26 protein-coding genes and 1 tRNA gene are annotated in these 25421 nt (G+C 64.6%); 16 read left to right on the top strand and 11 right to left on the bottom strand.

What is annotated here, in order from left to right:
• The first annotated feature begins 73 nt into the window (after positions 1–73).
• Genes otsB through LDL28_RS11200 form a run of 3 tightly spaced genes read left to right on the top strand, consistent with a single transcriptional unit; the run spans position 74 to position 2688 of the window.
• The gene (otsB, locus tag LDL28_RS11190) at positions 74–829 is read left to right on the top strand and encodes a trehalose-phosphatase (protein ID WP_233058624.1); all 756 of its coding nucleotides are present in this window, start codon (positions 74–76) and stop codon (positions 827–829) included.
• Positions 817–2169 carry a trehalose-6-phosphate synthase gene (locus LDL28_RS11195; protein ID WP_233058625.1) on the top strand — a complete coding sequence of 451 codons (1353 nt, stop codon included), beginning with the start codon at positions 817–819 and terminating at the stop codon, positions 2167–2169. The genes otsB and LDL28_RS11195 overlap by 13 nt, the downstream gene beginning before the upstream one ends.
• 27 nt (positions 2170–2196) lie before the next feature.
• A complete protein-coding gene (locus LDL28_RS11200) occupies positions 2197–2688 on the top strand; it encodes a disulfide bond formation protein B (protein WP_233059274.1) in 492 nt (163 codons plus the stop codon).
• On the opposite strand, the gene LDL28_RS11205 is transcribed toward LDL28_RS11200, so the two are convergent.
• Positions 2645–2815 carry a DUF1328 domain-containing protein gene (locus tag LDL28_RS11205; protein ID WP_199898824.1) on the bottom strand — a complete coding sequence of 57 codons (171 nt, stop codon included), beginning with the start codon at positions 2813–2815 and terminating at the stop codon, positions 2645–2647. The two genes, LDL28_RS11200 and LDL28_RS11205, sit on opposite strands and share 44 nt — an antisense overlap.
• A gap of 131 nt (positions 2816–2946) precedes the next feature.
• Between LDL28_RS11205 and LDL28_RS11210 the strand changes: the two genes are divergently transcribed.
• From LDL28_RS11210 to LDL28_RS11220, 3 genes are all read left to right on the top strand, one after another.
• Positions 2947–5004 carry an NAD(+) synthase gene (locus LDL28_RS11210; RefSeq protein WP_233058626.1) on the top strand — a complete coding sequence of 686 codons (2058 nt, stop codon included), beginning with the start codon at positions 2947–2949 and terminating at the stop codon, positions 5002–5004.
• Between the two features lie 152 nt (positions 5005–5156).
• Positions 5157–6593, top strand: coding sequence for a hypothetical protein (locus LDL28_RS11215; protein ID WP_233058627.1), 1437 nt, complete (start codon positions 5157–5159; stop codon positions 6591–6593).
• 299 nt (positions 6594–6892) lie between these two features.
• Complete coding sequence (locus LDL28_RS11220) at positions 6893–7162, top strand: HU family DNA-binding protein (RefSeq protein ID WP_010514654.1); 270 nt, start codon at positions 6893–6895, stop codon at positions 7160–7162.
• 49 nt (positions 7163–7211) lie between these two features.
• Here LDL28_RS11220 and LDL28_RS11225 read toward each other — a convergent pair whose 3' ends face one another.
• The 3 genes from LDL28_RS11225 to LDL28_RS11235 are packed head-to-tail and all read right to left on the bottom strand — an operon-like array spanning position 7212 to position 9942.
• Positions 7212–7796 (bottom strand): LUD domain-containing protein, encoded by a 585-nt coding sequence (locus tag LDL28_RS11225; protein ID WP_233058628.1) that lies wholly within the window; start codon positions 7794–7796, stop codon positions 7212–7214.
• Entirely contained in the window at positions 7793–9202 is a 1410-nt protein-coding gene (locus LDL28_RS11230; protein ID WP_233058629.1) for a lactate utilization protein B, read from the bottom strand. The genes LDL28_RS11225 and LDL28_RS11230 overlap by 4 nt, the downstream gene beginning before the upstream one ends.
• Complete coding sequence (locus tag LDL28_RS11235) at positions 9199–9942, bottom strand: (Fe-S)-binding protein (protein ID WP_233058630.1); 744 nt, start codon at positions 9940–9942, stop codon at positions 9199–9201. The genes LDL28_RS11230 and LDL28_RS11235 overlap by 4 nt, the downstream gene beginning before the upstream one ends.
• Before the next feature lie 107 nt (positions 9943–10049).
• Here LDL28_RS11235 and LDL28_RS11240 point away from each other — a divergent pair, with 107 nt between their 5' ends.
• Entirely contained in the window at positions 10050–10994 is a 945-nt protein-coding gene (locus LDL28_RS11240; RefSeq protein WP_233058631.1) for a LysR substrate-binding domain-containing protein, read from the top strand.
• A 45-nt stretch (positions 10995–11039) separates the two neighbouring features.
• Here LDL28_RS11240 and LDL28_RS11245 read toward each other — a convergent pair whose 3' ends face one another.
• The gene (locus LDL28_RS11245; RefSeq protein ID WP_233058632.1) at positions 11040–12101 is read right to left on the bottom strand and encodes a putative zinc-binding metallopeptidase; all 1062 of its coding nucleotides are present in this window, start codon (positions 12099–12101) and stop codon (positions 11040–11042) included.
• Complete coding sequence (locus LDL28_RS11250; protein WP_233058633.1) at positions 12098–13018, bottom strand: transglutaminase family protein; 921 nt, start codon at positions 13016–13018, stop codon at positions 12098–12100. Before LDL28_RS11250 ends, LDL28_RS11245 begins: the two co-directional genes overlap by 4 nt.
• 283 nt (positions 13019–13301) lie before the next feature.
• Between LDL28_RS11250 and LDL28_RS11255 the strand changes: the two genes are divergently transcribed.
• Together LDL28_RS11255 and LDL28_RS11260 are read left to right on the top strand one after the other, a co-directional pair.
• Positions 13302–14768: a circularly permuted type 2 ATP-grasp protein gene (locus LDL28_RS11255; protein WP_233058634.1), complete on the top strand. Its 1467-nt coding sequence runs from the start codon at positions 13302–13304 to the stop codon at positions 14766–14768.
• Positions 14750–15799 (top strand): alpha-E domain-containing protein, encoded by a 1050-nt coding sequence (locus LDL28_RS11260; protein ID WP_233058635.1) that lies wholly within the window; start codon positions 14750–14752, stop codon positions 15797–15799. Before LDL28_RS11255 ends, LDL28_RS11260 begins: the two co-directional genes overlap by 19 nt.
• A 126-nt stretch (positions 15800–15925) precedes the next feature.
• Here LDL28_RS11260 and LDL28_RS11265 read toward each other — a convergent pair.
• The 5 genes from LDL28_RS11265 to LDL28_RS11285 form a co-directional block, all read right to left on the bottom strand.
• Positions 15926–16000 (bottom strand) — tRNA-Gln (locus LDL28_RS11265).
• Positions 16001–16087: 87 nt separating this feature from the next.
• The gene (locus LDL28_RS11270; RefSeq protein WP_233058636.1) at positions 16088–16729 is read right to left on the bottom strand and encodes a TetR family transcriptional regulator; all 642 of its coding nucleotides are present in this window, start codon (positions 16727–16729) and stop codon (positions 16088–16090) included.
• Between the two features lie 59 nt (positions 16730–16788).
• Positions 16789–17625, bottom strand: coding sequence for a pyrroline-5-carboxylate reductase (gene proC, locus LDL28_RS11275; RefSeq protein WP_233058637.1), 837 nt, complete (start codon positions 17623–17625; stop codon positions 16789–16791).
• Positions 17625–18128, bottom strand: a complete 504-nt coding sequence (locus tag LDL28_RS11280; protein ID WP_233058638.1) for a YbjN domain-containing protein — start codon at positions 18126–18128, stop codon at positions 17625–17627. The genes proC and LDL28_RS11280 overlap by 1 nt, the downstream gene beginning before the upstream one ends.
• Positions 18129–18279: 151 nt before the next feature.
• Positions 18280–18564 carry an accessory factor UbiK family protein gene (locus LDL28_RS11285; RefSeq protein ID WP_233058639.1) on the bottom strand — a complete coding sequence of 95 codons (285 nt, stop codon included), beginning with the start codon at positions 18562–18564 and terminating at the stop codon, positions 18280–18282.
• 150 nt (positions 18565–18714) lie between these two features.
• Here LDL28_RS11285 and lgt point away from each other — a divergent pair, with 150 nt between their 5' ends.
• The 7 genes from lgt (at position 18715) to LDL28_RS11320 (ending at position 25411) form a co-directional block, all read left to right on the top strand.
• The gene (lgt, locus tag LDL28_RS11290) at positions 18715–19575 is read left to right on the top strand and encodes a prolipoprotein diacylglyceryl transferase (RefSeq protein ID WP_233059275.1); all 861 of its coding nucleotides are present in this window, start codon (positions 18715–18717) and stop codon (positions 19573–19575) included.
• A complete protein-coding gene (locus tag LDL28_RS11295) occupies positions 19572–20615 on the top strand; it encodes an SAM-dependent methyltransferase (RefSeq protein ID WP_233058640.1) in 1044 nt (347 codons plus the stop codon). The genes lgt and LDL28_RS11295 overlap by 4 nt, the downstream gene beginning before the upstream one ends.
• Positions 20612–21403: a peptidoglycan editing factor PgeF gene (gene pgeF / locus LDL28_RS11300; RefSeq protein WP_233058641.1), complete on the top strand. Its 792-nt coding sequence runs from the start codon at positions 20612–20614 to the stop codon at positions 21401–21403. The genes LDL28_RS11295 and pgeF overlap by 4 nt, the downstream gene beginning before the upstream one ends.
• Positions 21404–21410: 7 nt before the next feature.
• Positions 21411–22928 carry a hypothetical protein gene (locus tag LDL28_RS11305; protein WP_233058642.1) on the top strand — a complete coding sequence of 506 codons (1518 nt, stop codon included), beginning with the start codon at positions 21411–21413 and terminating at the stop codon, positions 22926–22928.
• A gap of 102 nt (positions 22929–23030) precedes the next feature.
• Positions 23031–24020, top strand: coding sequence for a ribose-phosphate pyrophosphokinase (locus LDL28_RS11310; protein ID WP_233058643.1), 990 nt, complete (start codon positions 23031–23033; stop codon positions 24018–24020).
• Between the two features lie 68 nt (positions 24021–24088).
• Positions 24089–24679, top strand: a complete 591-nt coding sequence (locus LDL28_RS11315) for a histidine phosphatase family protein (protein ID WP_233058644.1) — start codon at positions 24089–24091, stop codon at positions 24677–24679.
• A gap of 114 nt (positions 24680–24793) precedes the next feature.
• Positions 24794–25411 carry a 50S ribosomal protein L25/general stress protein Ctc gene (locus LDL28_RS11320; protein ID WP_233058645.1) on the top strand — a complete coding sequence of 206 codons (618 nt, stop codon included), beginning with the start codon at positions 24794–24796 and terminating at the stop codon, positions 25409–25411.
• Positions 25412–25421 lie beyond the last annotated feature (10 nt).

The raw sequence follows: 25421 nt of genomic DNA on the forward strand, positions 1-25421 counted from the left end.
ATCAATGCGGGCCACCATCCGGACCGGTTCCGGGCTTGCGTATCCGCCTGCTTTGCCGGAGGCTAGAACCATAATGAGCAAGATATCTTCCTTTCCTTCGCTCGATCGGCTGCCTCCACCTGCCAAAGCGGCGTTCCTGCTGGATTTTGATGGTACGCTGGTCGATATTGCGCCGACCCCGGAATCCGTTGTGGTCGCGCCCGGCCTGCTCGATACCCTGCGGCGGCTGCGTACCAGATGTGACAATGCGCTGGCCGTCATCTCCGGGCGGCCCATTGAACAGATCGATCATTTCCTGGGGGATGTGCCCTATGCCGTGGCGGGCGAGCACGGCATCGCCATTCGCCACGCGCCGGGGCAGCCGATTGAACGCTCCCCCCTGCCGCAGGTGCCCGCGGCATGGTACGAACAGGCCGACAGGCTGGCGCAGGATCATCCCGGCGTGCGGATCGAACGCAAGAAGGCGGGTCTGGTCCTGCATTATCGTGGCGCGCCGGACGCGGGTGCGGCGCTGGAGCGGGTCGCGGATGAATGGGTTGGGCCGACCGATGGCGTCTTTCACGTGCAGGCCGCCAAGATGGCGTGGGAAATCCGCCCGGCGGGCGTGGACAAGGGGCATGCGGTGGCGGCGCTTATGCAGGCCGCGCCCTTTGCCGGGCGCGCGCCCGTTTTCGTGGGCGATGACGTGACGGATGAGGACGGCATCCGCATGGCGGTGCAACTGGGTGGGGTCGGGCTGCGTATTCCTGTTGATTTTCCCGACCCAGAAACTTTCCGGGCCTGGCTTGCGCATCTGGCACAGGGGGGCAATGACGCATGGGGCGGCTGATTATCGTTTCAAACCGCGTGCCTTCCCCGCGTGAGCGCAGTCAGCCCGCCGGTGGCCTGGCCGTGGGGCTGAAGGATGCCCTGCGTGATGGGGAGTCGCTATGGTTCGGCTGGTCGGGCAAGCAGGTGCAACTCCACGGTGGCGACCCCGCGCCACGGCTGGACCGCGTTGATAACGTGACCTACGCCACCATCGACCTCACGCCCCAGCAGTATGAGGGGTTTTACCAGAATTTTTCCAATGGCATCCTGTGGCCGCTGTTTCACTACCGTGTCGGCCTGATGAACTACTCCCGCACGGATTGGGAAACCTATCTGGCGGTCAATGCCATGTTTGCCCGCACGCTCCTGCCGCTGCTCCGCCCCGATGATGTGATCTGGGTGCATGATTACCACCTGTTTCCGCTGGGGCAGGCATTGCGTGATCTGGGGGTGCGGTGCCGGATCGGTTTCTTCCTGCATATCCCCTTTCCGCCATGGAGCCTCGTGCGCGCGCTGCCGGGGGCGGACCTGCTGCTGGAGGATATGCAGAGCTATGATCTGGTTGGGGTCCAGACCGCCGAAGATGCCGAGAACCTGAACCACGCGCTACGCGTGAATGGACTGCCCGAACGCGGGCAGGCGTTTCCCATCGGGATCGACCCCGATGAATTCCGCGCGCAGGCGGAAAAAAGCATGGAAGGCCCAGAGGTGGCGCGGCTGGAAGGCAGCCTGCGCGGCGCAAGCCTGGTGCTGGGCGTGGACCGGCTGGATTATTCCAAGGGACTGCCCGAACGCTTTCGCGGCTATGAAGCGTTTCTGGCGCGTTATCCCGAACATCGCGGCAAGGTGACCTTTCTGCAGGTGGCCCCCATCTCCCGTGGGGAGGTGGAGGAATACCGCCAGCTCCGTCGCCAGCTTGATGAACTGACCGGTCGCATCAACGGGGCCTATTCCGAATTCGACTGGACCCCGATCCGCTATATTACCCGCCCGCTCCCGCGTGAGGTGCTGGCCGGGTTCTACCGCCGTTCGGAAGCGGCCCTGATCACGCCCCTGCGCGACGGGATGAACCTGGTGGCCAAGGAATATGTCGCGGCACAGGACCCGGCGAATCCCGGCGTGCTGATCCTGTCGCATTTCGCGGGCGCCGCACCGGAGATGGAGGAAGGGATTCTGGTCAATCCCTACGATCCGGACGAGATTGCCGATGCGCTCCATGCCGCCCTGACCATGGGGCTGGCCGAGCGGCGCACGCGCTGGCAGGCGCTGGAGCGTGAGGTCAGCCGCACCACCGCCGTAAGCTGGGCGGCGGATTTCATGCGCGCCCTTGACGCCGCGCCCGTCGCCTGCCGGACATAGCCGGTCATGCGCGGGGTTGGTCTGTTGATGGTGGTGGCGGGGTGCGCCGCGCTGGGTGTTGCGTGGTGGAGCGAACACATGCTGGGCAGCGTGCCATGCGGGCTGTGCCTGTGGGAACGCTGGCCCTATCGGATTCTGGCGGGGCTTGGCCTTCTGGCGCTGGTGCTGCCCAATGGCATGGCGCGGGTCATGCTGTGGCTGTGCATTCCGGTCCTGTTATCGGCCATGGCCCTCTCGGCCGTGCATGTGGGTGTGGAGCAGGGATGGTGGCGCAGCCCGCTGCCGGAATGTCGCGCCCCCGTTTTCCATGGCGGCAGCATTGCCGAACGTCTGGCCGCCATGCCGCGCCACGCGGCCAAGCCGTGCGACGCGGCAACGTATCTGGTGCCCGGCCTGCCGCTGTCCATGGCGGCGATGGATGGGATTTACGCCCTGATCCTGCTGGTGCCGGTGCGTCACGGGCTCAGGGTCAGGATCAGGGCAAGGTTCCGCGGCCGCGGCCGAAAAACAATCCAATGATGAACAGGACGATGAAGACGAAGAAAAGCACCTTGCCGAAATAGGCAAAGGTGTCAGAAATGCCGCCGAAGCCAAAAACCGCGGCGATCAGGGCCAGCACAAGGAATGTAATGGTCCAGCGTAACAGGTCCATGATCCGGTTCCTTCCGATCGTGGTTGCGACAGGCGCGGGATTGACATCCGCCCTATAACAATGCGCCAGAAAGCAGCCGGTTCATCGGCGCAGGTGATTTTGGCCATACCGGCGGGAGGCGGGACATGACAGCAGGCAGCGGCACAACCGGGTTTCATGGGCTGTACCAACACGGCTTCGCGCGTGTGGCGGCCTGTACGCTGCCCGTGGCGCTGGCCGACCCGATGGAAAACGCACGCCGCACGTATGCGGGCATCCGCGCCTGCCATGAGGATGGTGCCGTGGTGGCCGTCTTTCCCGAACTCGGCCTGTCCGGCTATGCGATCGAGGATCTGCGCCAGCAGGACGTGCTGCTTGAACGCGTGCATGACGCCCTTGGCTGGCTTGCGGCACAGACGGCGGGCCTGCTGCCGCTGGTGCTGGTGGGGGCGCCGCTGGTGCAGGGAAGCGCGCTGTACAACTGCGCCATAGCCCTGCATGACGGGCGGATACTGGGTGTCATTCCCAAATCCTACCTGCCCAATTACCGCGAGTTTTACGAGGCCCGGCAGTTCACGGCCGGGGCGGGGCTGCGGGGCGGGCATATCCGCATAAGTGGGCGGGACGTGCCCTTTGGCACCGACCTGCTGTTTACGGCCTCGGGCGTTGCGGGGCTGGTGGTCGCCGCCGAGATCTGTGAAGACATGTGGGTGCCCCAGCCGCCGGGCATAGAGGCGGCATTGGCCGGGGCCACGGTCATCGCCAACCTGTCCGCCAGCAACATCACCGTAGGCAAGGCGCGCACGCGCACGCTGCTCTGCCAGTCCCATTCGGCACGGTGCATCTGTGCCTATCTGTATGCCGCCGCGGGGGAGGGGGAATCCACAACCGACGTCGCATGGGACGGGCAGGCCTCGATTTTTGAAAACGGCGCGACACTGGCTGAAAGCGCGCGCTTTCCCACCGGCCCCGTATCGGTCCTGGCCGATATTGATCTGGACCTGCTGCGTCAGGAGCGCCTGCGCATGGGAACCTTCGCCAGTAACGCCCATGCCGTAACGCGGGAATGGTGTGGTATCACCTTCCATGTAACGCCGCCCTGTGGCGCTATCGGCCTGCGGCGCGCCGTTCCCCGCTTTCCGTTCGTGCCCAGTGATCCGGCGCTGCTCGATCAGGACTGTTATGAAGCCTTTACCATACAGGTCACGGCGCTGAAGCGGCGGCTGCTGGCATCGGGCGCCAGGACCATGGTGATTGGCGTATCCGGCGGGCTGGATTCCACCCATGCCCTGCTGGTGGCGGCGCGCGCGGCGGATGAAAGCGGGCTGGGGCGGCAGGCCGTGCTGGGCTACACCATGCCCGGTTTTGGCACCAGCAGCGATACACATGGCAATGCCCACGAACTTATGGCGGCGCTGGGCATACAGGCGCATGAAATCGACATACGCCCCACGGCCCGGCTGATGCTGGAGCAGATGGGCCATCCCTTTGCCAGGGGGGAGGCGGTGTATGATGTCACGTTCGAAAACGTGCAGGCGGGCCTGCGCACCGACTACCTGTTCCGCCTGGCCAACCAGTCGGGCGGGATCGTGATCGGCACGGGCGACCTGTCCGAACTGGCGCTTGGGTGGTGTACCTATGGCGTGGGCGACCAGATGGCGCATTACAATGTCAATTCCGGCCTGCCCAAAACCCTGATCCAGCACCTGATCCGCTGGGTCATGGCCCATGGGCGGGAACAGGCACGCACCTGCACGGTGCTCGACGCGATCCTGTCCACCGAAATCTCGCCCGAACTGGTGCCTGCCACGGCGGGGCAGGCGGTGCAGAGCACCGAAGCCCTGATCGGCCCCTATGCGTTGCAGGACTTCACCCTGTTCCATGTGCTGCGTTACGGCTTCCGCCCGTCGAAAATCGCGTTCATGGCGCTGCATGCATGGGGTGATGCGCAATGCGGGCAATGGCCCCCGGGTTTTCCGGAACAGGGCAGGCGGGCCTACACGCTGGAGGAAATCCGCCACTGGCTGGGTGTTTTTCTCAGGCGGTTTTTCGGGTTCAGCCAGTTCAAGCGGTCCGCCATGCCCAATGGGCCGAAGGTTGTGGCCGGGGGCGCGCTTTCACCGCGTGGTGACTGGCGCGCGCCATCGGACGGCAATGCGCGCATCTGGCTGGAGGAACTGGAGGAACGTGTTCCCCTGAACTGATCCGCTCCTGATTCCGAATTTCTTAACCAATACAGGACAATATTAGTCCTGAATGATGCGTCTTCCGGTTTCCCGCGGGATCCGGGTGATGGATCATCGGTAGCACGGCCGTACGGGCATGGTCTGCTTCCGTAGGAAAAGGAACGGAATGTATGGGATACGTGACCGTAACCGGGGCAACCGGGCTTACGCTGGGCATCAACCAGGACAGCAGCCAGATCATACAGGGGTTGCAGCAGGTTGGTGAGCAGACGGCCCTTCAGGTGCTTTCCAGCATTACGGCCGCGGATGGCGCGGCAATCGATACCGATGCGGTGTCCGTGGCGGGGGGCGTCACGTCCACTGCGGAGTCGGACCGTATCGCTGGCGTGGCCATGGTCGACCGCTCCATCCGTGCCGCCGCTGGCGCGGATGGGGTGCAGGAGATTACGGGCGGTGGCGACTTTACCGCCCGGAACACGGTATCCGCCATCGATATCGGCAGCGCCACGTCCACCCTGCTGAACCAGGGCATCGCGCTTGATGGGGGGGACAACGCCATCAATGTCATGGATGGCAATCTGGGCACGGTGGAGTTCAATGCCGGTGCGGGCGATGTGAATTATTATGCCGCCGGGGGCAACACGGTTTTTGTCAGCGGTACAGGAAATGACCTTGTCCATACCATGGGCGGGTCGGATACGGTTTATGGCTACGCGGGCACGCCCACGGTCAGCGGGGACTGGAATACGCCCGCCTCCTCCACCTCCACATTCAATGGCGGCGGCTCGTCAATAGAGGTGATCGATGGGGTCGTGGTGAACGATGAGAGTCACGACACCATAACAACTTATGATGACGGTGGCTTTTTCGAAGGTGAATACACCAGGCAGACCATCAATACGGTACAGGGTGGCCAGGACGATACCATTTCCGGTCAGGGCCGGCTGGTCGTGAACGCGGTCGATGACAGTTCCATCACCGCGAATGGCGCGCTGTCCGTAACCGGCGGCAGCAACGATACGATTTCCGCCAGCATGACAACCCAGATCGACGGTGTCGGGGGCAGCGTAATCCAGGTCAGCGTGCCCGGCACCCTGACATTCATTGGTGGCAGTAACGGCATCTCCGACACGGTTACCGGAAGCAACGCCACCATATTCGGCACCGCCGGGCTGGATCTGACGGCCAATGGCAGCGGCGGCATGACCTATTACGCGGGCAGCGGGAACGAAACCCTGGATGGCGGCCTGTCAGGCGGAACGCTGCGCATGGTGGCCGGGAGCGGCAATGATACGCTGGTCGGCGGGAACGGGCAGGCCGTGCTGCAGGCCGGAACCGGCAACGATGTGCTCCGGGCCGGACATGATGGCACGGAATTCGATTTCATCAAGGGTCAGGCCGGTGGCACCGACATCATCCAGGACTTTGCCGGATCGTCGGGCAATATCGTCAAACTGTCCGGTTATGACACGACCCCGGCCTCCATCCAGTCCATGCTGGACCACGCGACCGTTGCCGGTGGCAACACGACCATCGGCCTTGAGGACAGCACACGGATCACCTTTGTCGGGGTGACGGACCTGAAGGCCCAGAATTTCAAGACCTGATGGGGAGATATTGTCCCCTGGTGTCACAATTTCCCACTGGTTAACGATGCGTTTTCGATATAAAAAACCTGTGAACTGATACGGCGCCTGAGTATAACTGCCATTTATGGGAGGGATGCGGTTGTTGCTGATCAGATCAATATGAAATTATATACGATAACGAAAAATTGCTGGCCTAACCCCCATCATCAGGTTACAAGCCGCGCTCGCCCAGCCGGGCGGGTGATGGTGGTCCCGCTCGACAGGGGATCGGGTCAGGACAGAATTCATTTTTAGCCAGGAAGGAGCAGACGGTTCCGATGAGTAAGGCCTTTATTGCCGCTGTCATACAGGATTCAATTGATTGCACGGGCGTTGCGGCCAATCAGGCTGCCTCCGACCTGATTGCGGCGATTGTCAAGGAACTCAAGCGCGAAGGTGGCTTTACCCTCCCGTCCTTTGGAACATTTACCGTCAAGAAGACCAAGGCCCGCAAGGCGCTCAACCCGCGCACGGGTGAGCCGGTCAAGGTCAAGGCGGGCAAGACCGTACGTTTCAAGGCCAGCCCGAACCTTAAGAAAGCCGTCTGAAAACGGGGGTTTCCTGCCACTTCATGGAAATGGCAGGCAGCCCGCCGGATCAGGTAAACCAGACGGAAAGCGAGCGCACGCCCTGTGCGCCCCGGATCAGCACACCCTGAATATCCGCCGTGGCGGAGGGCCCGCTCATCAGCACGCCATAGCGGGCGGTCCTGAACTCCGCCCGCGTCTGGTAGGCGGTGTGCATGTTGGCCGTCAGCGCATCGGTCGAGAGCAGAACCACGATATGCTGCGCCAGATGCGCGAAGGAATTGATCGGAAGCTGGGCCTCGCTCAGGAAGATCGACCCCATTTCCGCGATGCCGAACGCCGCGCGCACCACGGCCACGTCCACAGGTGCGACGTCCTGCGGTGTCTTGATGCGCGCCACGGGCAATGTCCCGCTGGCTTCGGGCACGGTGGAGCAGATCACCTTCGCATCGGGGTGGCGGCGTCTGATGGCGTCATCCAGCGTTTCGCCCGCCACCGGCTCCAGCACATCGCCGCCCAGTATTTTCAGGTTGGTGATGAAGCGTTCCCGGCCTGCATCCAGATCCCCCAATGTGACGACCGGCGGCAGCGGATGGTTCTGCGGCGTGGGGCGGTTGGCCCGCAGGGCCTGCAGGATGGTGTCGCGTGCGCTCATTTCTTGTTCTCCGGTGCGGTGGCCGCAGGGGTGGCGCGGTTTTTCCTGTACCAGTCGTGAAATGTCTCCTTGATCGGATGCGGCAGTTCGCGGTGCTTGCCCCACGGGTTCAGCCAGTTGTACAGCGCGAAGCGCGGCAGGCTTTCAAGCGATGCCTCGGTCGTGCGCAGCGCGGCGCGGTACATCTTGGGCTGGCCCATGAGCTTGCCCGCCATATGCATGATCTCGCGCTTTATGAACGGCATTTCGCGGTGCTGCACCAGCACGCGCCGCCATTTGTACAACTGTTCATGAATGTCGATCTTGACCGGGCAGACATTGGTGCAGCTTCCATTCAGGGTCGAGGCGAAGGGAAGCGTGCTGTATTTGTGTTCGTTGAAGGTGGGATCAATGATCGCGCCGATCGGGCCGGAATAGACCGCGCCATAGGACAGCCCGCCCGAGCGGCGGTAAACCGGGCATGTATTCATGCACGCGCCACAGCGGATGCACTTGAGCGAGGTCCAGAAATCATCCATGCCCAGGCGGGTGGAGCGGCCATTGTCCACCAGCACCACATGCATCTCACCGCCATCCTGCGGGCCACGGAAATGGGTGGTGTACTGGGTGATGGGCGAACCCAGCGCGCTGCGTGAGAGCAGGCGGATGAACACGCCCAGATCGGCCATGCGGGGCACGAGCCGTTCGATGCCGATGGTGGCGATATGCAGGTTGGGCACCGTGGCGCTCAGATCGGCATTGCCTTCGTTGGTGCAGACGACGAAGGTGCCGGTTTCCGCCACCACGAAATTGCCGCCGGTCATGCCCGCGTCGGCATGCAGGATGACGGGCCGCGCCGCCTGGCGCTGGGCTTCGGCCAGCAGGTGCGGATCCCGGATGTTGGGGTCCGTGTGGTAATCCTTGGCGAAGATCCTGGCCACGTCGGATGTGAGCTTGTGGACGGCGGGCACCACGATATGGCTGGGCAACTGGTCGTCAAGCTGCTGGATGCGTTCGCCCAGGTCGGTCTCGGTGACGCTCACGCCCCGTTTCGCCAGATAGGGCCGCATGTCACATTCTTCCGTGACCATGGACTTGCTCTTGATCAGGCTGCGCGCGTCGTGGGCCTTCAGGATATCGCCCACGATGCGGTTATGCTCCGCCCCGTCACGCGCCCAGTGAACGTGGATGCCGTTTTTCTTCGCGTTTTCCTCGAACTGCTCAAGATATTCGGGCAGGCGCGCGAGCGTGTGTTCCTTGATGCGGGACGCTTCCTCGCGCAGTTCCTGCCATTCGGGCAGCATGTGCATCTGGGCGTCGCGCTTCTGGCGCATGTCCCACAGGCGTTCGTCATGGAACTTGAGGTGGGGCGCGTCTTCCAGGAAATGCTCGGCCGCCCGGGCGTGGTTGACGGGTCTGTTGCTCACTGGGCTGCTCCGTTAAGGATCTGCGCAATATGGATGAAGCGGATGGGCACCCCCGCGCGTTCGGCGCAGCCCTGCTGGTGCATCATGCACGACGAATCAGCCGAGACGATGTACTCCGCCCCCGCCTGATGGTGGTCGCGCACCTTGTCCACCCCCATGCGTGCGGAAACCGCTTCCTCCGTCACCGAGAAGGTGCCGCCAAAACCGCAGCATTCATCGGGGCGTCTGGGTGTCACGAAGCGGATGCCCTTCACCTTTTGCAAAAGGTCCATCGGTTTGGAGAACGGCTTTTCCCCCAGTTCCGACATGCTGGCGGTGCGCAGGGCGCGCAGCGTGCCGCAACTGTTATGCAGGCCCACGGTATGGTTGAACTCCGCCCACGGGAAGGCGTCAACCTTCAGTATGTCGTGGAGGAATTCGACCAGTTCGTAGGTATTTTCGCGCACATGGCGCACTTCATCGGTCTGTGGGATCGCATCGAAATTATCACGGACATGGTGCGTGCAACTGCCTGATGGCATGACGATCTTGTCGAACCGCGCGAAGTTGCGCACGAACAGGGCTTCCGCCGCGGCAGCGTCCGAATTGCAGCCGGAATTACCCATTGGCTGGCCACAGCAGGTCTGCTCCAGTGGATATTCGACATCCTGCCCCAGCTTTTCCAGCAGTTCCAGCGTGGCGATACCGGCCTCGGGGTAGAATGCGTCGATATAACACGGAATGAACAGGCCAATTTTCATTTAGGAGACACCTATCCTCAGCATGATTGGCGCGAAACGTGGCGCATGGCATGTTATTTCGTCAAATATATATTGAAGGACATTTCCATATATAATTTATATGAAATATGGATTTAAGGCATTTACGATATTTCGTGGCTGTAGCCGAAAATGGCAGCTTCACCCGCGCGGCGGAACAGATCGGCATGGAACAGCCCCCGCTGAGCCAGCAGATCAAGCAGCTTGAGAATGAACTGGGCGTGCTGCTGTTCCAGCGGCTGACCCGTGGGGTCAGGCTGACCGATATCGGGCTGGTGCTGCTGGACCAGGCGCGCGCGCTTCTGGGCATGCAGCAGCAGTTCCTGTCCACCGCGCGGGGGCTTGCGCGCGGTGAGAAGGGGCATATCCGTGTGGGGCTGGCGGGTGCGGTCTCGCTGCTGCCCCTGATTCCGCTGACGGTGCGGCGCTTCAGGGAAGTGTGGCCCGATGTCACCATCTACCTGGAGGAAAGCAATACCCCCGCCCTGCGCAAGGCGCTGCACGACCGGGCCATCGACATCGCCATTGTCCGTCCCCCCGTGCCCGATGGGGAGGGGCTGCTGGTCTCCCCGCTTCTGGAAGAGGAAACGGTTGTCGCCCTGCCCAAGGGCCACCCGCTGGCCATCCAGCCCAATCTGGAGCTGGAGATGCTGGCGGATGAACCGTTCATCATCTTCCCGCGTGAACTGGGGCCGGGCTTTCATGACGCCATCCTGTCCGCCTGCCACAATGCCGGCTTTACGCCCCGCATGGGCCAGCAGGCCCCGCAGATCGCCTCCACCGTGCCGCTGGTCGCCGCGGGTCTGGGGGTTTCGGTCGTACCGCGTTCGCTGCACCAGATCCATTCAGGTGGCGTGACCTATCATTCGCTTGGGGCCAAGGCGCCCCGCGCGGAACTGGCCATCGCCATGCGCGCGGGGCAGCATGTGCCGCTGCTGAGCAATTTCATCTCCACCCTGCGGGGCTGCTGCCGGGACATGAATGACAGCGCCATTACCGTCACGCTGGGGGCCACGGACATGATGGCCGGTTAAGGGCCGTTTGAAAACGCGGCCGGCGTTCCGTGCAGCGTTCCGGGCCTAGGCCACGCGGCCGTGGCGGATCACGTCGTGGATGAAGGACAGCTTGCGCAGGATTTCAGGTGTCAGCACGAAGGGGTAGAAATCCGGCAGCCCCATGGAGCGGTTGAGGCTGTTGGCGGCATAGGTCAGCGGCAGCCAGCCCTGCGTGATCTCGTCAAACGACATTTCGGTATAGGGATCCTTGCATATGTCCGCCCGCAGGGGCGGCGCATGCGCGCCCGCCGCGTTGATGGACATGCCATAGGTCCATGCGGTCTCCAGCGTGGAGATGATATGCAGGTAATGGGCCCATGTCTCGGCAAAGTCTTCCCATGGGTGCGACGTCGCGTACTGGCTGACATACTGGCCACGCCATGTGGGGGGGGCTGGCGTTTCGTAATGTTCCTTCAGGGCGGTGGCGTAATCGCGCCGGTCATCGCCAAAAACGTCGCGGCAGGCGGCCAGCCGTTCCGGGCCGGCGTCGCGGATCAGCACGTTCCAGTAGTAATGCCCGATCTCATGGCGGAAATGGCCGAGCAGGGTGCGGTAGTATTCCCCCATCTCGAGTCGCATCTGTTCGCGCTGGGCGTCGTCCGCTTCGTTCAGGGCGATGGTGACGACCCCGTTCATGTGCCCGGTCATGGCGGGGGTGCCATCGGCATGGCTGTCCAGAAAATCGAAGGCCAGCCCTTCATCCGGATCCTGCCGCCGGTTGCGCAGCGGCAGGCCAAGGCGCAGCAGCGTGTAGAACAGCCGGTGCTTGGCGACTTCCAGCTTCTGCCACCGCGCGATATTGCCCGGTACGGACAGGTTGGGAATGGTGCGGTTGAAACTGCACGCCACACAGAACGCCTGCCCCGGCTCGGTCAGCCAGTTGCAGGCATCATAGGCGTTGTTGGCGCACATTACGCGCGTGACGTCCGGCGCGGCCATGGGGCGCCATAGCCCTTCGCCCACGGCTTCCAGCGCGGAAAGCGTGGTCTGTTCGGGCAGGTAGCCCAGCGCAAGGCCGCAGCGTTCGCACGCCGTATTCTCGAAAAACAGTACCTGCTGGCAGGACTGGCAGAAAAACAGCTTCATGAGGACAGGATCGACCGTTGCTGGCGTAAGGGTGACTGTGTAAGGGCGGGCAGGGGGATTGTTTCCATCACGGCTTCAAATGTGGCGACACATTTGTCCAGCAGCCCGCTGACAGGCGCGGCCTCATGCGGGGTCATGGCGACGGCCAGCGGGATATGCCCCTGCGCGGCCAGCAGGCCCGATGTCGTGTCCAGCCCGATCCAGCCCGCACCCGGCACATGCACCTGTGTCCAGGCATGCAGTTCGCAGCCCATCTGGCCGGGGGCGTCACGTTCGGGCTGGAACAGGTAGCCTGACACGAAGCGCGCGGCAAAGCCCAGCCTGCGCAGCACGGTAATCAGCAGCCATGCGCTGTCGCGGCACGATCCCGCGCCGTTGCGCAGCGTCTGCTCCGGGGACCACACGCCCGCTTCCAGCCGGATGCGGTAGGTGATGCGGGTTGCGATGTCACGCGTCAGCGCGACCAGCAGGTCCAGCGTCGGGCAGGGCAGGGTGGCGCGCCACTGCGCGGTCATCGCATCCAGCAGGGGAGTGGGTGCGGTGGCGGCGGGCGGCTGTCCGGGCCGCAGCATGTAGGCGGCAAGCGCGGGATCGGGCCGTACGCCCTCCATCGGCCAGAGCCGGGCGGCGGGCGCTATGGTGAAGCGGAACGGGTCCGTCGGGGTCTGGTCGGTGGTCAGGCGCACCGTAATATCGAAGTGCGTGACCTGTTCGGGAAAGCTGACGCGCGCGATGCGGTTGCCGAACCTGTCCTCCCCCCATGTGCGGACATGGGGCGTGGGGGTGATGTCGAGTGTATGCGAAAGCACGTTGCGGCAGCCCGGCGCCGGATGCAGCCGGATCGTTTGCGGGCCGAGATGAACGGGCCGGTCGTATCGGTACCGTGTATGATGGACCAGCATGGCATGCGCGTTCATATACTCACTCTTAGCCTCGGAAAACGGTTTCGCATGCCAGCCATCGTGATCCGGCGATGGTCAGGCTGGACGCGGCTATGGATGCTTGACACACGCTATCAGGATTGGCGAAGGCGGCAATATCGTATTTTTCAGGTATCTGCGCGCGAAAGGTCAATGAATGCATATTCGTTCTTGGCAAGAAGCGATTTTCTTGCTCCGCTGGCGGGAAGTGAAATGAACGACAGGTGGGTGGACATGATTCCTTCGCGCCTGACCCACCTCCAGTCAGCGGGGGCAGGGCATGAGTGATATGAAAATGGCGGCACAGGCGGCCGGGCTGTTCGCGACGTATGACATTCCGGATTTCTTCTGTGAACTGCTTAACCGCAAGGATCTGCCACCCCCCGGCCTGCAACTGGTGCGCGACCGGCTGTCCCGCTTCGGCCTGGCCGAACTGCGCCGCCGCGCCGCCGCGGTGGAGGCGCAGTTCTACCGTCTGGGCATTACCTTTACCGTCTATTCCGACCGTGAGGCCATCGATCGCGTCCTGCCATTCGATGTGATCCCCCGCGTGCTGACCGCCGCTGAATGGGACCATGTGGACCGCGGCGTGCAGCAGCGCGTGCGGGCGATCAACCTGTTCCTGCATGACATCTATCACGACCGTCATATCCTGCGCGACAACGTGGTGCCCGCGGAGCTTGTGCTGGGCAACGCCAATTACTGCCAGGCCATGGTCGGGCTGGATGTGCCCGGTGGCGTTTACGTCCATATCAACGGCACCGACCTCGTGCGCGACCGCGACGGGCGCTTCCTGGTGCTGGAGGATAACGCCCGCACCCCTTCAGGCGTGTCCTACGTGCTGGAGGACCGGCAGATGATGCTGCGCCTCATGCCCGACCTGGCCACGGGGCTCGATATCCGCCCGGTGGATGAATACGGCCCGCGCCTGCACCGCGCGCTGGTCGAGGTCGCGCCCGCCGGGGTCATGGACCCGCAGGTTGTCCTGCTCTCCCCCGGTATCTACAACGCCGCCTATTTCGAGCATGTGTTCCTGGCGCGGGAAATGGGTATTCCGCTGGTGGAAGGGCGCGACCTGCTGGTGGAGGACGGGCGCGTCTACATGCGGACCGTGGCCGGTCCCCGCCCGGTCCATTCCATCTACCGCCGCCTCAATGACGATTTTCTCGACCCGCAGGTGTTCAACCCGGACAGCCTGCTTGGCGTGCCCGGGCTGGTGGACGCCTACCGGCGGGGGAACGTGACGCTGGCCAATGCGATCGGGACCGGGGTGGCGGATGACAAGGCGGTCTATGCCTACATGCCGCGCATCATCCGCTACTATCTGGATGAGGAGCCGATCCTGACCAATGTGGAGACCCATATCTGCGCCGAGCGCGCGGGTCTGGACTACACGCTGGCCAATCTGGAAAACCTTGTCGTCAAGCCGGTGGGGGAATCCGGGGGGTACGGCCTGCTGATCGGCCCCCACGCGACACGGGCGGAACTGGATGACTTCCGCGCCCGGCTGCGGGCCGATCCGGCCAATTACATAAGCCAGCCGGTCATCAGCCTGTCGGTTTCGCCCACCCTGTGCCCGGCGGGGGTGGAAGCGCGGCATGTCGACCTGCGGCCCTTCGCCGTGACGGGGCACGATACATGGGTGCTGCCCGGCGGCCTGTCGCGCGTGGCGCTGCGCAAGGGGTCGCTGGTGGTCAATTCCTCGCAGGGGGGCGGGTCAAAGGATACATGGGTGCTGGCATCATGACACAGGTTTCGGTCTTTCCCGCTCCGCTCCTGCCGGGGCTGCGCAATCTGCTTTCGCGCTACGCTGAAAACATGATGTGGCTGGCGCGCTACATGGAGCGCATCGAGAACATGGCCCGGCTGATCGAGGTGACGGGGTCTTCCGTGCGGGCGGGCAGCGTGGATGCGGGATGGGACAGCATCATCCGCATCAACGCGGATGAGGAGTTTTTCTTCCGCCACCACAAGGCCGCGACCGAACAGGCGGTCGTGACATTCTACATCACCGAGGAGGGAAATCCCGACTCCATCCTGTCCCTCGCCCGTTGCGCGCGTGAGAACGCCCGTGTGCTGCGCCCCCTGATCTCGACCGAGATGTGGATGCACCTGAACGTCTTCACCCGCTGGGTCATCGAACTGGGGCCGGGCGATGTCGGCGCGGGCTATCTCTCCCCCCTGTGCACCCGGCTCAAGCAGGACTGCCAGACGCATTTCGGCATTACCGAGGGCACGCTGTACCGGGATCAGGGCTGGCTGTTTTACAGCCTGGGCAAGAACCTGGAACGCGCGGACCAGATCACCCGGCTGATCGACATAAAATACCATACCCTCCTGCCCAGCGGCGCGGGGGTGGGGTCTGACATCGACATGAGCCAGTGGACATCGGTGCTGCGTTCGGCCGCCGCCTATCATGCCTTCCGCCGTGTGCTGCCCGATGGCATGACGCCCGCCAATATCGTGGGCTTCCTGCTCAAGAATGACGGGTTTCCCCGGTCCCTCTCCAACAGCCTGTGCAATGTCTACAGTGCGCTGGGGTCGCTGGCGGGAGAATACCGGCTGCGCCATTGCGGGCCGATTCTCGAACGGGTGGAGGAATTGCGGGTCACGCTGGCCGAGCAGACGGTGGAGGACATCATCGTACGCGGCCTGCATGAATACATGGACTGGATACAGCGCGAACTGCGCCAGATCCAAAATGAGATCGCTCAGGCTTTCTGGCCGCCTGTCGTATCGGTTTCAGCCGCCGACGGCATGGCGCAGGTGCAGAACTGAAACCGGACTGATCGATAGGGAGCAGCAGGATTTCCGGGTGCCGCCTTTTTTCAAGAAAGGCGGCGTTTCCCGAAGCTTCCTGAAAAAAGCTTCACCAGAAACTACCATGTAATTTGCCGGGAAAACTGGCTGGGGCGGGAGGATTCGAACCTCCGCATGGCGGAATCAAAATCCGCTGCCTTACCACTTGGCTACGCCCCAATATAAAAGAACCGCGCAATCCGCCCGATACGCAGTTCTTCTAATGTCTAATGGGCTGTCCCGTAAAGGGGGAACAGCCAGGTTTCATCATTCCGGCAGCGGTTCAAGCGGCAGATCGACCATCGGGTCGGTGTCCATGCCATGGTTCATGGTCCCGGTGGCCTGCGTATCGGCGGGGGCGAGCCCGGTGAAGCGGGCCGCGCGGTCCAGCGCCTGATCGAGTGCGGCCATGGTGATGCCCATGTCCTGGCTGTCATCACGGTCCCATGTGCGCAGCGTTGCGGTCCACACCCCCAGCAGCGCCTGCAGGCGCACCGCCCCGGCCAGCCCGCTGGTGTTCATCCCGGCGGCATCGGCCATCCACTTCATGCTTTCCAGCGTGGCGCCACCCAGCAGCACGGCCAGCAGCGGGTCGGTGGGCAGGGCACGCAGGACGCTGCGCACGCCGTCGCGGTACTGCTGGAACACATCCAGGCGGCGCATGAGCATGTCGAACAGCTTTTCGCGCACGCTGCCTTCGGATTCGTCCTCGATCAGTGCCGCCTCATCCGCCAGGCGCCCCAGCGTGAGCAGGATGGCGGCCTTGCACGGGAACCGCCTGCGCGCGGTCTCAAGGCTCAGCCCGGCATCCCGCGCGGCGTCAACGACCGTTACACGTCGCCATCCGTGCAGGCTCGCACGTTCCAGCGCGGAACGGAGAAGGGTGGCGTCAAACTGATCGTTATCCATGGAAATACCTGATCTTCCGGGCTAGGGGTGTTGCAGCGGGCCATATGGCGGCCGCATGGTCATGAAACGGGTTGCGGGCCGGACAGTTCGCGTGAACGCTGTGCCGCAGCCTTCAGCGCGGTGGTGAGGCTGGCGGGCCACGCATCCGGGGCCATCAGCACCTCCAGCGCCTTCTGTGTGGTGCCGCCGGGGCTGGTCACGTTATGGCGCAGGGTGGCGGATTCGATCCCGCTTTGCACCATGAGCGCCCCCGCTCCCGCCACGGTCTGGCGCGCGATCTGGCGCGCAAGGGCGGGGGGCAGTCCCCCCGCCACGCCCACCTGCTCCATGATTTCGGCAAGCAGGAAGACATAGGCCGGACCACTGCCGGATATGGCGGTGACCATATCCATCTGCCCTTCATGTTCGATCCATGCCACATCCCCCACCGCGCGCAGCAGCCGCGTGCACAGGGCGCGCTGCGCGGGCGTGGCGATGGGCGGCGCGTAGCAGACGGTCATGCCCTGGCCGATGCTGCATGGCGTATTGGGCATGGCGCGGATCACGACCGGCAGCGGGCTGCCCGCGGGCAACTGGTCGGCCAGCGCGTCACCCAGCCCCGTCACGGTCCGGCCCGCCAGAACGGACAGGACGGGCGCGCGCAGGGCGAAGGGCGCGATGGCCGCCATGACGGCGTCCACCTTCTGCGGTTTCGTGGCCAGCACGATCATCGCGGGATGGAAATCGTCCGGAACGTCATCCGGGCTGCGCACGAGGTGGTGCGGGGCGGGAACGGAGTCGCGGTGCCGGTCGATGATGAAGGACGGCGCGAGGCCCTCCTTCAGCCAGCCATCGAGCATGGCCCCGCCCATATTGCCGCACCCGACAAGGAGAAGGGGAGGAAGGGGTTCGGTCATCACGCCATCCCGGCACAGTCGAGCATGGCCGCTTCCAGCGCTTCGGCCGGTTTCTTGCCGCCCCACAGCACGAACTGGAACGCGGGGTAGAAACGCTCGCACTCGGTCAGCGCGATGTCGATCATGTCCTCCAGGCTTTCCATGGACGCCCCGCGTGAGCCGCGCAGCAGGACCGCATGGCGGAACACGGGCGTGCCATGTTCCATATCCATGCCGAAATGGCCGATCCAGAGCCGCTCGTTCGCCAGTGCCACCAGTTCGAACAGGTTGCGGCGCTGCTCGGCGGGGACCTTGAGGTCGAAGGTGCAGGTGAAATGCATGGCGCTCACCTCCTCCGACCAGCAGAAGAACAGGCCATAATCGCACCATTTGCCCGGTGCTTCGGCCGCCATTTCCGAATCGCTGCGGCGTTCGAAATTCCAGTCATATCCACCCACGATCTGTTCCATCAGATCGAGTGGGTTCGTATTGCGTACGATTGCTGTGTGAGTCAGAGCAGGCATGTGGCACTCCCCGAAGCCGTCGTGGAGGAGATCCGGCCGTGACGCCGGATTCCGTGTCTCTGCAACCTGGTCCGTGCCCTGTTGCGGGGAATCAGGGCGCGGACCGTTCTATTACACTATGGTCCGCGGGCATTGGCTGCAAGCGTTGTACTCAGCGCCCCGGGGCGGGGGAAGTCAGGCTTGCCTCAAGGTCGGACACGCGTTCTTCCAGCCGGGTGATCTGGCTTTCAAGGCTGGCCTGCGCCTGGCGTGCGCGGCTTGCCATCTCGCGCACCACCTCGAATTCGTCCCGGCGCACCAGGTTCAGGCCGCTCAGGGTCTCATCCACCCGGGCACGGACGATGGCGCCGATTTCCTCACGCACGCCGGTCAGCGCCGAAAACGCGCCCCCGGCCACACCGGCGAGGTCATCAAGAATACGGGGCCTGGCGGACATAGTGGATACTCCATGACGTTTCGCGCCGCGTCTGTCTAAACACACCGCGCGGATGAAAGGCGCTACTATAGACACATTGCCGCCTCAGGGCTATCCGCACGATTGTGGTGCCTCCGCATGCGCCCCAACCATGACAACGAAAGTGGGCTGATGCTGCCTGTCCTGATCTTTCCGCAGTTTGATCCGGTAATGGTCCATTTCGGGCCGATCGCCATACGGTGGTACGCCATGGCCTATATCGTGGCGCTGCTTGCGGGGTGGCGGATCGCACGCCATCTCGCCGCCCTTGCGCCGCGTGCGGCGAGTGCGCTGCAGGTGGATGATTTCCTGACATGGGCGACGCTGGGCGTGGTGCTGGGGGGGCGGCTGGGCTACATCCTGTTCTACCAGCCCGGCTATTATCTGGCCCATCCGCTCGCCATCCTTCAGGTGTGGCATGGGGGCATGTCCTTTCATGGCGGGGCGGCGGGGGTGATTGTCGCGCTGATTGTATTTACGCGGCTGAACGGTCTGAGTTTTCTGGCTTTTTCCGACCGGATCACGACCGTGGTGCCCATCGGGCTGGGGCTGGGGCGCGTCGCCAACTTCATCAATGGGGAATTATGGGGGCGTCCGGCCCCGTCGTGGCTGCCATGGGCCATGATCTTTCCCGATGCCGGGCCAGAGCCGCGCCACCCGTCGGAACTGTATGAAGCCTTTGGCGAGGGGCTGCTGCTGTTCACCCTGCTGTGGTGCGTCTCGCGCAGCCTGCGGGTGCGGCAGCATCCGGGGTTTATCGCGGGGCTTTTCCTGTTCGGCTACGCGGTGGCGCGCACGGTGTGCGAATGTTTCCGGGAGCCCGATGCGTTCATCGGCTTCCTGCCCTTTGGTGTGACGATGGGGCAGGTGCTGTGCGTTCCCATGGCCATTGGCGGGGCGGGGCTCATGCTGAACGCATGGATGCGCCCGGCCCGCACCGTGGTCATGGCGGAGCCGGACGCCACGGACGGAAATGACGGAGCCGCGCGGTGAGCGGGCGGGGCGAGCGTCTGGACCAGTTCATGGGCCGGGCCAACGCCGCCTATTACGCCGGGCGGGATCCGTTTTCCGATTTCATCACCGCCCCGGAAATATCGCAGGTATTCGGTGAACTTCTGGGGGCGTGGGCAGCCGTTGTCTGGCAGCTTCTGGGGCGGCCCGATCCCTTCGTGCTGGTGGAGGCGGGTCCGGGGCGCGGCACGCTCATGGCCGATGCGCTGCGCCTTGTCCGTCGCGTGGCCCCGGCATGCCATGCGGCGGCGCGGGTTCACCTGATCGAGACCTCGCCCCGCCTGCGCGCGCAACAGGCGCAGGCGCTGCGCGATGTGGCGGCGTGGCCCGTAAGCTGGCATGACTCGATCGCGGGCGTGCCGGATGGGCCGATGATCCTGCTGGCGAACGAGTTTTTCGATGCGCTGCCCATCCGCCAGTTCGTAAGGCGCGCGGACGGATGGGACGAACGCTTCGTGCATGGTGGCGTCTTTATCCGCCATCCCGCGTCTTTCCCGCCCGGTCATCCCGCCGCCGCGCGCGCGGTGCCGGAAGGGGGCGTGCTGGAAACCTGCCAGCCCGCGCTGGATTTTACCCGCGCGGTGGTCGAAAGGCTGCGCCGCTGGTCCGGCGCGGCCGTGCTGATTGATTATGGCTATGATGCCCCCGCCCATGGGGACAGTCTTCAGGCGCTGCGCCACGGCAGCCCCGCCGACCCGCTGCGCGATCCGGGGGCCGCGGACCTGACCGCGCATGTGGATTTTCGCGCCATCGCGCAGGTGGCGGGTGGCGTGGATGTATGGGGCAGCGAACCGCAGGGTGCGTTCCTGGCCGCACTCGGGCTGCATGCGCGCAGCGAACAACTGGCGCGCGCGGCCCCGGATCAGGCCGATGGAATCCGGGCCGCGACCGCACGGCTGGCCGCGCCGGAACACATGGGCCGGCTGTTTCGCGTGCTGGGGCTCTCGGCGGGGCTGGAGGGGAGCCTGCCCGGTTTTGCCGGTCCGCGTGCGGCGGCAGGCAATGAAGGAGACGCACCATGACGGATGGCGGGATTACCGACCGGCAGGTGGTCCGGTCCCCGGTTTTCGCGGGGATCCGGCATGGTTTCTTTACCCGGCAGGGCGGCGTGTCCACCGGGCCGTACGCCACGCTGAACTGCTCGGTCCGTTCGGCGGATGATCCCGTGGCCCTGCGGGAGAACCGCCGCCGCGTGGCGGCGTATATGGGGGTGGCGCCCGATCACCTGCTGGGGCTGACGCAGGTGCATGGCGACCGGACCCTTACGGTCGATGCCCCGTGGAAGACGGGGCGGGGGCCGGAAGGCGACGCCATGGTCAGTTGCCGCCCCGGCCTGGCGCTGGGCGTGATTACGGCGGACTGCGCGCCGGTGCTGTTCAGCAACGCGGCGGGCACGGTGGTGGGGGCGGCGCATGCGGGCTGGCGTGGCGCGTGCGGGGGCATTCTGGAATCGACGCTGGCGGGGATGGAGGCGCTGGGTTGCCCGGCGGGCGACATCCGCGCCGTCGTCGGTCCCTGCATCGCCCCGCAGGGTTACGAGGTCGGGCCGGACATGCGCGATGCGGTGCTGGCGCAGGATGCCGGGGGGGCCGCGTTCTTCACCCCGGCGTCACGCGCGGGGCATTTCATGTTCGACCTGCCGGGCTACTGTGTCATGCGTCTCAATCAGTGTGGCGTTGCGGAGGCGACGGCGCTGGGACTCGATACCCTGTCCGATGAAGTCCGCTTTTTCAGCCATCGCCGCCGTACGCTGGCCGGTGGCGGAGCCATCGGGCACCAGATTTCCGTTATCGCCTGCCGGGCGATATAGAGTAAGCATGATGCCAGAAGTTTCCGTCCGGCGGCTGGTCCCGCTTTCCGCCGTCGTCATGCTTTCCCTGCTTGGTGGATGTGTCAGCGTGCCGCAGCCGTTCCGCCATGATGGTACGGGCGGCGTGCCGCAGGCCCCCACGGCCCGGTTGGCCATACCCCTCTCGACCGAATCAGGCACGGACATGGCGGGGGCGGGGGTCTGGCAGCACGCCATGGTCGACGCCATGCTGGCCCAGTCCGTGCCCGCCATGGCGCAGGCCACGCATCCGGGTGACTGGTGGCTGAAAATGACAGCCGAATTCCATGATGGCGCGGTGATCCCGGTTTACGCTGTCATCACCCCGAAGGGGGAGGAACGCGGCCATATGAATGGCGCGCCCGTGCCCGCCGTCCGGTGGCAGGCAAAGGACGGGCAGGCCACGGTGCGCTCCGCGCAGGAGGCAGCACCCGGCGTGGCGGATCTGCTGACCGGCATACGCGCCGCGCAGATGCAGAAAGACCCCAACAGCCTCAAGAACCGTCCGGCGCATGTCTATTTCGCGGGCGTGCACGATGCGCCGGGCGATGGCGACCGCGCGCTGGCCCGTGCGTTCAGCGCGGCCTTTCCCGATGCGCATGAGGACATCCGCCACAGTGCGACCGGCGCGGATTACACGGTGCGCTGCACGGTGGTCCTGAACAATGCCGTCATGACTACCTCCACCACCCCGCAGGAACATATCACGCTGACCTGGCAGGTGCTGGACGCGCAGGGCCACGAAGCAGGATCCGCCACCCAGATTCATGACATTGCAGCCCATTCCCTCGACCACCAGTGGGGGGATGTCGCGGTCGCGGCGGCGGATGAAGCCGCCGGTGCGGTCCGCCAGATCATCACGCGCTATTCCGGTCGGGCCAATGTACCCCTGCCGGCCGATGGTGTTCTGCCTGCCCGGCAGGCGGCGGGGCCCGCGCAACCCACGGCCGGTGGGTCGCATCCTGTCGTTCCGGTTCCGGCAGGTGGGGCTCCGGTAGCGGATGACAGGCTGGCCGGGCATGACGTGGCGCGGGCGCCGACCATGGTCGCGGCCCCTGTCGCGCCGGTTGTGTCCCATCCCGCAGGCGTGCCCGTGACGGCGGTCGCCCCGGCGGCCCCGGCTCCGGCAGCGGTGCCCCCCCCTGTAGTCGCGCCATCGCCCGCCGTGGCGTCTGGTGGAGACCGCCATCCGGCTGCGGTGGTGGCGGCTCCCGTCGCACCGGTTCCGCCCCGGCCCGTGGTCGCGGCGCCTGTCGTGCCCCCTACCATCCCTGCCGTCGCCGCGCCAGCGGTGGTGGCTCCCCCTGTGGCAGCGCCGTCCGGCGTGGAGTCGTCCGGCGCGCGGGCATCCGTTCCGGCTCCGGCCGCCGCCGTCCCGCCCGCGCCCGCCGTGCAGCCGCCGCCGCGCAAGCCCTTTCCCGGCGTGACGCTTCCGCCGCCACGGGCGGGTGTGACGGATCGGCAACGAGGGGCAGGCGTGCAGGTTTCTCCATCCTTAGGCAGGTGACATGGTATGTGGCGGTTGTTAGAACCCGGCACATGAATGACGGGAGCGGCCAGATAACAAGGCCGCCCCACCGCCTGCACCGCCGCCCGGGAGCGTCACACGATGAAGATTGTTGCCTGTAACAGCAACCTGCCTCTTGCACAGAAAGTCGCGGCAGAGCTGGGAATGCCGCTTTGCAACGCAACCGTCCGGCGGTTCGCGGATATGGAAATCTTTGTCGAAATCCATGAGAACGTGCGCGGCGAGGATGTATTCGTCATCCAGAGCACCTGTTCGCCCACCAATGACAATCTCATGGAACTGCTGATCATGCTCGACGCGCTGCGTCGTGGGTCGGCGCGGCGCATCACGGCGGTCATGCCCTATTTCGGCTATGCGCGGCAGGACCGCAAATCCGGGCCGCGCACGCCCATCAGCGCCAAGCTGGTGGCCAATATCCTGGTCGAGGCCGGGGCCAACCGCGTCCTGACAATGGATCTGCACGCCATGCAGATCCAGGGCTTTTTCGACATTCCCGTTGACAACCTGTACGCAGCCCCCCTGTTCACGCGCGATATCCGGGGCCGCATGAAGCTTGATGGCGAACCCCGCCTTCCCTATGAGGCACCGCCGATGGATATTCCCGGCGGCGCGCATAACCTCATGATCGTCTCGCCCGATGTGGGCGGCGTGGTCCGCGCCCGCCAGATGGCGCAGCGCCTGAATGTCGATCTGGCCATCATCGACAAACGCCGCGAACGCGCCGGCGTGTCGGAGGTCATGAACGTGATCGGTGACGTGCGGGGGCGCTACTGCATCCTGGTCGATGACATTGTCGATAGCGGCGGTTCGCTGTGCAATGCGGCGGAAGCACTGATGAAGCACGGCGCGGCGGCGGTGGAGGCATACGTGACCCATGGCGTGCTGACCGGCAGCGCGGTCAGCCGCGTGGGCCAGTCGCCCCTGGGCATGCTGACGCTGACGGACAGCATCGTCGCGACCGATGCCGTGCGGGCATCGGCCAATATCCGCCAGATCAGCACGGCGGCGCTCATCTCCCAGGCGATGCAGGCCATATCGGATGAAAGTTCGGTCTCCTCGCTGTTTGACTGAGCGTGGGGATTGACCGTCTCACCGGCACGGCGCTACCCCCGCAGGGGTGTAGCAAGAAGGAACGACCCATGACCGACCTGATCGCCCGCCCTTACTGGTATCTGCGCCATGGGGAGACGGACTGGAATGCACAGGGCCGTTCGCAGGGACGTACGGATATTCCCCTCAACCCCACCGGAATCGCGCAGGCCGAGGCCGCGGGCCTGCTGCTGGCCCGCCACTGGACCGATCATGCGCCGATCGTGCGTATCGTGTCCTCGCCGCTGGTGCGCGCGCGCCGCACGGCCGAGATCGTGGCCGACCAGCTTGCCGCCCATGGCGCCCCCCGCTTCGAGATCAGCTTTGACGACGCGCTGATGGAAGTCTGCTTTGGCGATGAGGAAGGCAAGGCGATGGGCGCATGGTACGACAGCTGGATCGCGGGCGACTATACCCCCGCCCATGGGGAGAGTTTCGCCGCCCTGCGCGAACGCGCCGTGACGGCGGTAAACCGCGCGCTGGCGCCCGAAGGCGTGCCACTGATCGTATGCCACGGCGCGATGTTCCGCGCCCTGCGTTCGGCCATGCACCTCAAGCCCAATGTCCGCCTGGCCAACGCAACGCCCATATGGGCCGAACCGGGGCCGACGGCCCAGTGGGAACTGACCGCGCTGACCTGAAAAAACCATGCGGCGGGGCGTGGGTGATTGCATCGGGCGCGGTTTTCCGTTAAAGGCCGCGCACGCGCTGGCACCCCTGGAGGCCCGCGCGCTTGTGTTTCAGGAGCAGAACAAGTGACCAAATTCACGAAAATCGAAGTCTCTTCGCGCGCGAAGGCTGGTAAGGGGGCAGCGCGTGCAACGAGACGTGCCGGCCATGTGCCCGGTGTTATCTACGGTGCGAAGCAGGAACCCGTCCTGATCGCGCTCGACCCCCGTATCGTGCATCGTGAGCTGCACAAGTCCGGCTGGCGTTCGCGCATCTATGACATCTCGGTCGATGGTGGCGCGTCCGTGCATGCCCTGCTGCGCGAGATCCAGCTTCATCCCGTGACCGATGCGCCGATCCATGTGGACTACCAGCGCCTGGCCGCCGGCCATAAGGTGCACGTGGAAGTGGAAATCCGCTTCGAGGGTGAAGAAGTCGCCCCCGGCGTCAAGCGCGGCGGCGTGGTGAACATTGTCCGCCACACGGTTGAGGTGGTGGTCGATCCGGCCAACATCCCGGAATACTTCACCGCCGACCTGTCGGGCCTGGACTTCCACGACAACGTGCGCTGGGAAGACCTGAAGGGCACGGAAAACGTGACCCCGGCCCTGCATGGCACCAACTTCGTGATCGCCAACGTCGCCCCGCCGAGCGTTGACGAGGAAACCACCGACGAAGCCGCCACCGCGGAAGCCGAGGGCTGATCCCCCCGCC

The organism is Komagataeibacter sp. FNDCR2 (assembly GCF_021295395.1).
Classification (GTDB): Bacteria; Pseudomonadota; Alphaproteobacteria; order Acetobacterales; family Acetobacteraceae; genus Komagataeibacter.

What these genes read in the sequence shown, in the direction of transcription:
- otsB (WP_233058624.1), top strand. Translation starts at nt 74, where the DNA reads ATGAGCAAGATATCTTCCTTTCCTTCGCTCGATCGGCTGCCTCCACCT.
- LDL28_RS11195 (WP_233058625.1), top strand. Translation starts at nt 817, where the DNA reads ATGGGGCGGCTGATTATCGTTTCAAACCGCGTGCCTTCCCCGCGTGAG.
- LDL28_RS11200 (WP_233059274.1), top strand. Translation starts at nt 2,197, where the DNA reads ATGGTGGTGGCGGGGTGCGCCGCGCTGGGTGTTGCGTGGTGGAGCGAA.
- LDL28_RS11210 (WP_233058626.1), top strand. Translation starts at nt 2,947, where the DNA reads ATGACAGCAGGCAGCGGCACAACCGGGTTTCATGGGCTGTACCAACAC.
- LDL28_RS11215 (WP_233058627.1), top strand. Translation starts at nt 5,157, where the DNA reads ATGGGATACGTGACCGTAACCGGGGCAACCGGGCTTACGCTGGGCATC.
- LDL28_RS11220 (WP_010514654.1), top strand. Translation starts at nt 6,893, where the DNA reads ATGAGTAAGGCCTTTATTGCCGCTGTCATACAGGATTCAATTGATTGC.
- LDL28_RS11225 (WP_233058628.1), bottom strand. Translation starts at nt 7,796, where the DNA reads ATGAGCGCACGCGACACCATCCTGCAGGCCCTGCGGGCCAACCGCCCC.
- LDL28_RS11235 (WP_233058630.1), bottom strand. Translation starts at nt 9,942, where the DNA reads ATGAAAATTGGCCTGTTCATTCCGTGTTATATCGACGCATTCTACCCC.
- LDL28_RS11240 (WP_233058631.1), top strand. Translation starts at nt 10,050, where the DNA reads ATGGATTTAAGGCATTTACGATATTTCGTGGCTGTAGCCGAAAATGGC.
- LDL28_RS11245 (WP_233058632.1), bottom strand. Translation starts at nt 12,101, where the DNA reads ATGAAGCTGTTTTTCTGCCAGTCCTGCCAGCAGGTACTGTTTTTCGAG.
- LDL28_RS11250 (WP_233058633.1), bottom strand. Translation starts at nt 13,018, where the DNA reads ATGAACGCGCATGCCATGCTGGTCCATCATACACGGTACCGATACGAC.
- LDL28_RS11255 (WP_233058634.1), top strand. Translation starts at nt 13,302, where the DNA reads ATGAGTGATATGAAAATGGCGGCACAGGCGGCCGGGCTGTTCGCGACG.
- LDL28_RS11260 (WP_233058635.1), top strand. Translation starts at nt 14,750, where the DNA reads ATGGGTGCTGGCATCATGACACAGGTTTCGGTCTTTCCCGCTCCGCTC.
- LDL28_RS11270 (WP_233058636.1), bottom strand. Translation starts at nt 16,729, where the DNA reads ATGGATAACGATCAGTTTGACGCCACCCTTCTCCGTTCCGCGCTGGAA.
- proC (WP_233058637.1), bottom strand. Translation starts at nt 17,625, where the DNA reads ATGACCGAACCCCTTCCTCCCCTTCTCCTTGTCGGGTGCGGCAATATG.
- LDL28_RS11280 (WP_233058638.1), bottom strand. Translation starts at nt 18,128, where the DNA reads ATGCCTGCTCTGACTCACACAGCAATCGTACGCAATACGAACCCACTC.
- LDL28_RS11285 (WP_233058639.1), bottom strand. Translation starts at nt 18,564, where the DNA reads ATGTCCGCCAGGCCCCGTATTCTTGATGACCTCGCCGGTGTGGCCGGG.
- lgt (WP_233059275.1), top strand. Translation starts at nt 18,715, where the DNA reads ATGCTGCCTGTCCTGATCTTTCCGCAGTTTGATCCGGTAATGGTCCAT.
- pgeF (WP_233058641.1), top strand. Translation starts at nt 20,612, where the DNA reads ATGACGGATGGCGGGATTACCGACCGGCAGGTGGTCCGGTCCCCGGTT.
- LDL28_RS11305 (WP_233058642.1), top strand. Translation starts at nt 21,411, where the DNA reads ATGATGCCAGAAGTTTCCGTCCGGCGGCTGGTCCCGCTTTCCGCCGTC.
- LDL28_RS11310 (WP_233058643.1), top strand. Translation starts at nt 23,031, where the DNA reads ATGAAGATTGTTGCCTGTAACAGCAACCTGCCTCTTGCACAGAAAGTC.
- LDL28_RS11315 (WP_233058644.1), top strand. Translation starts at nt 24,089, where the DNA reads ATGACCGACCTGATCGCCCGCCCTTACTGGTATCTGCGCCATGGGGAG.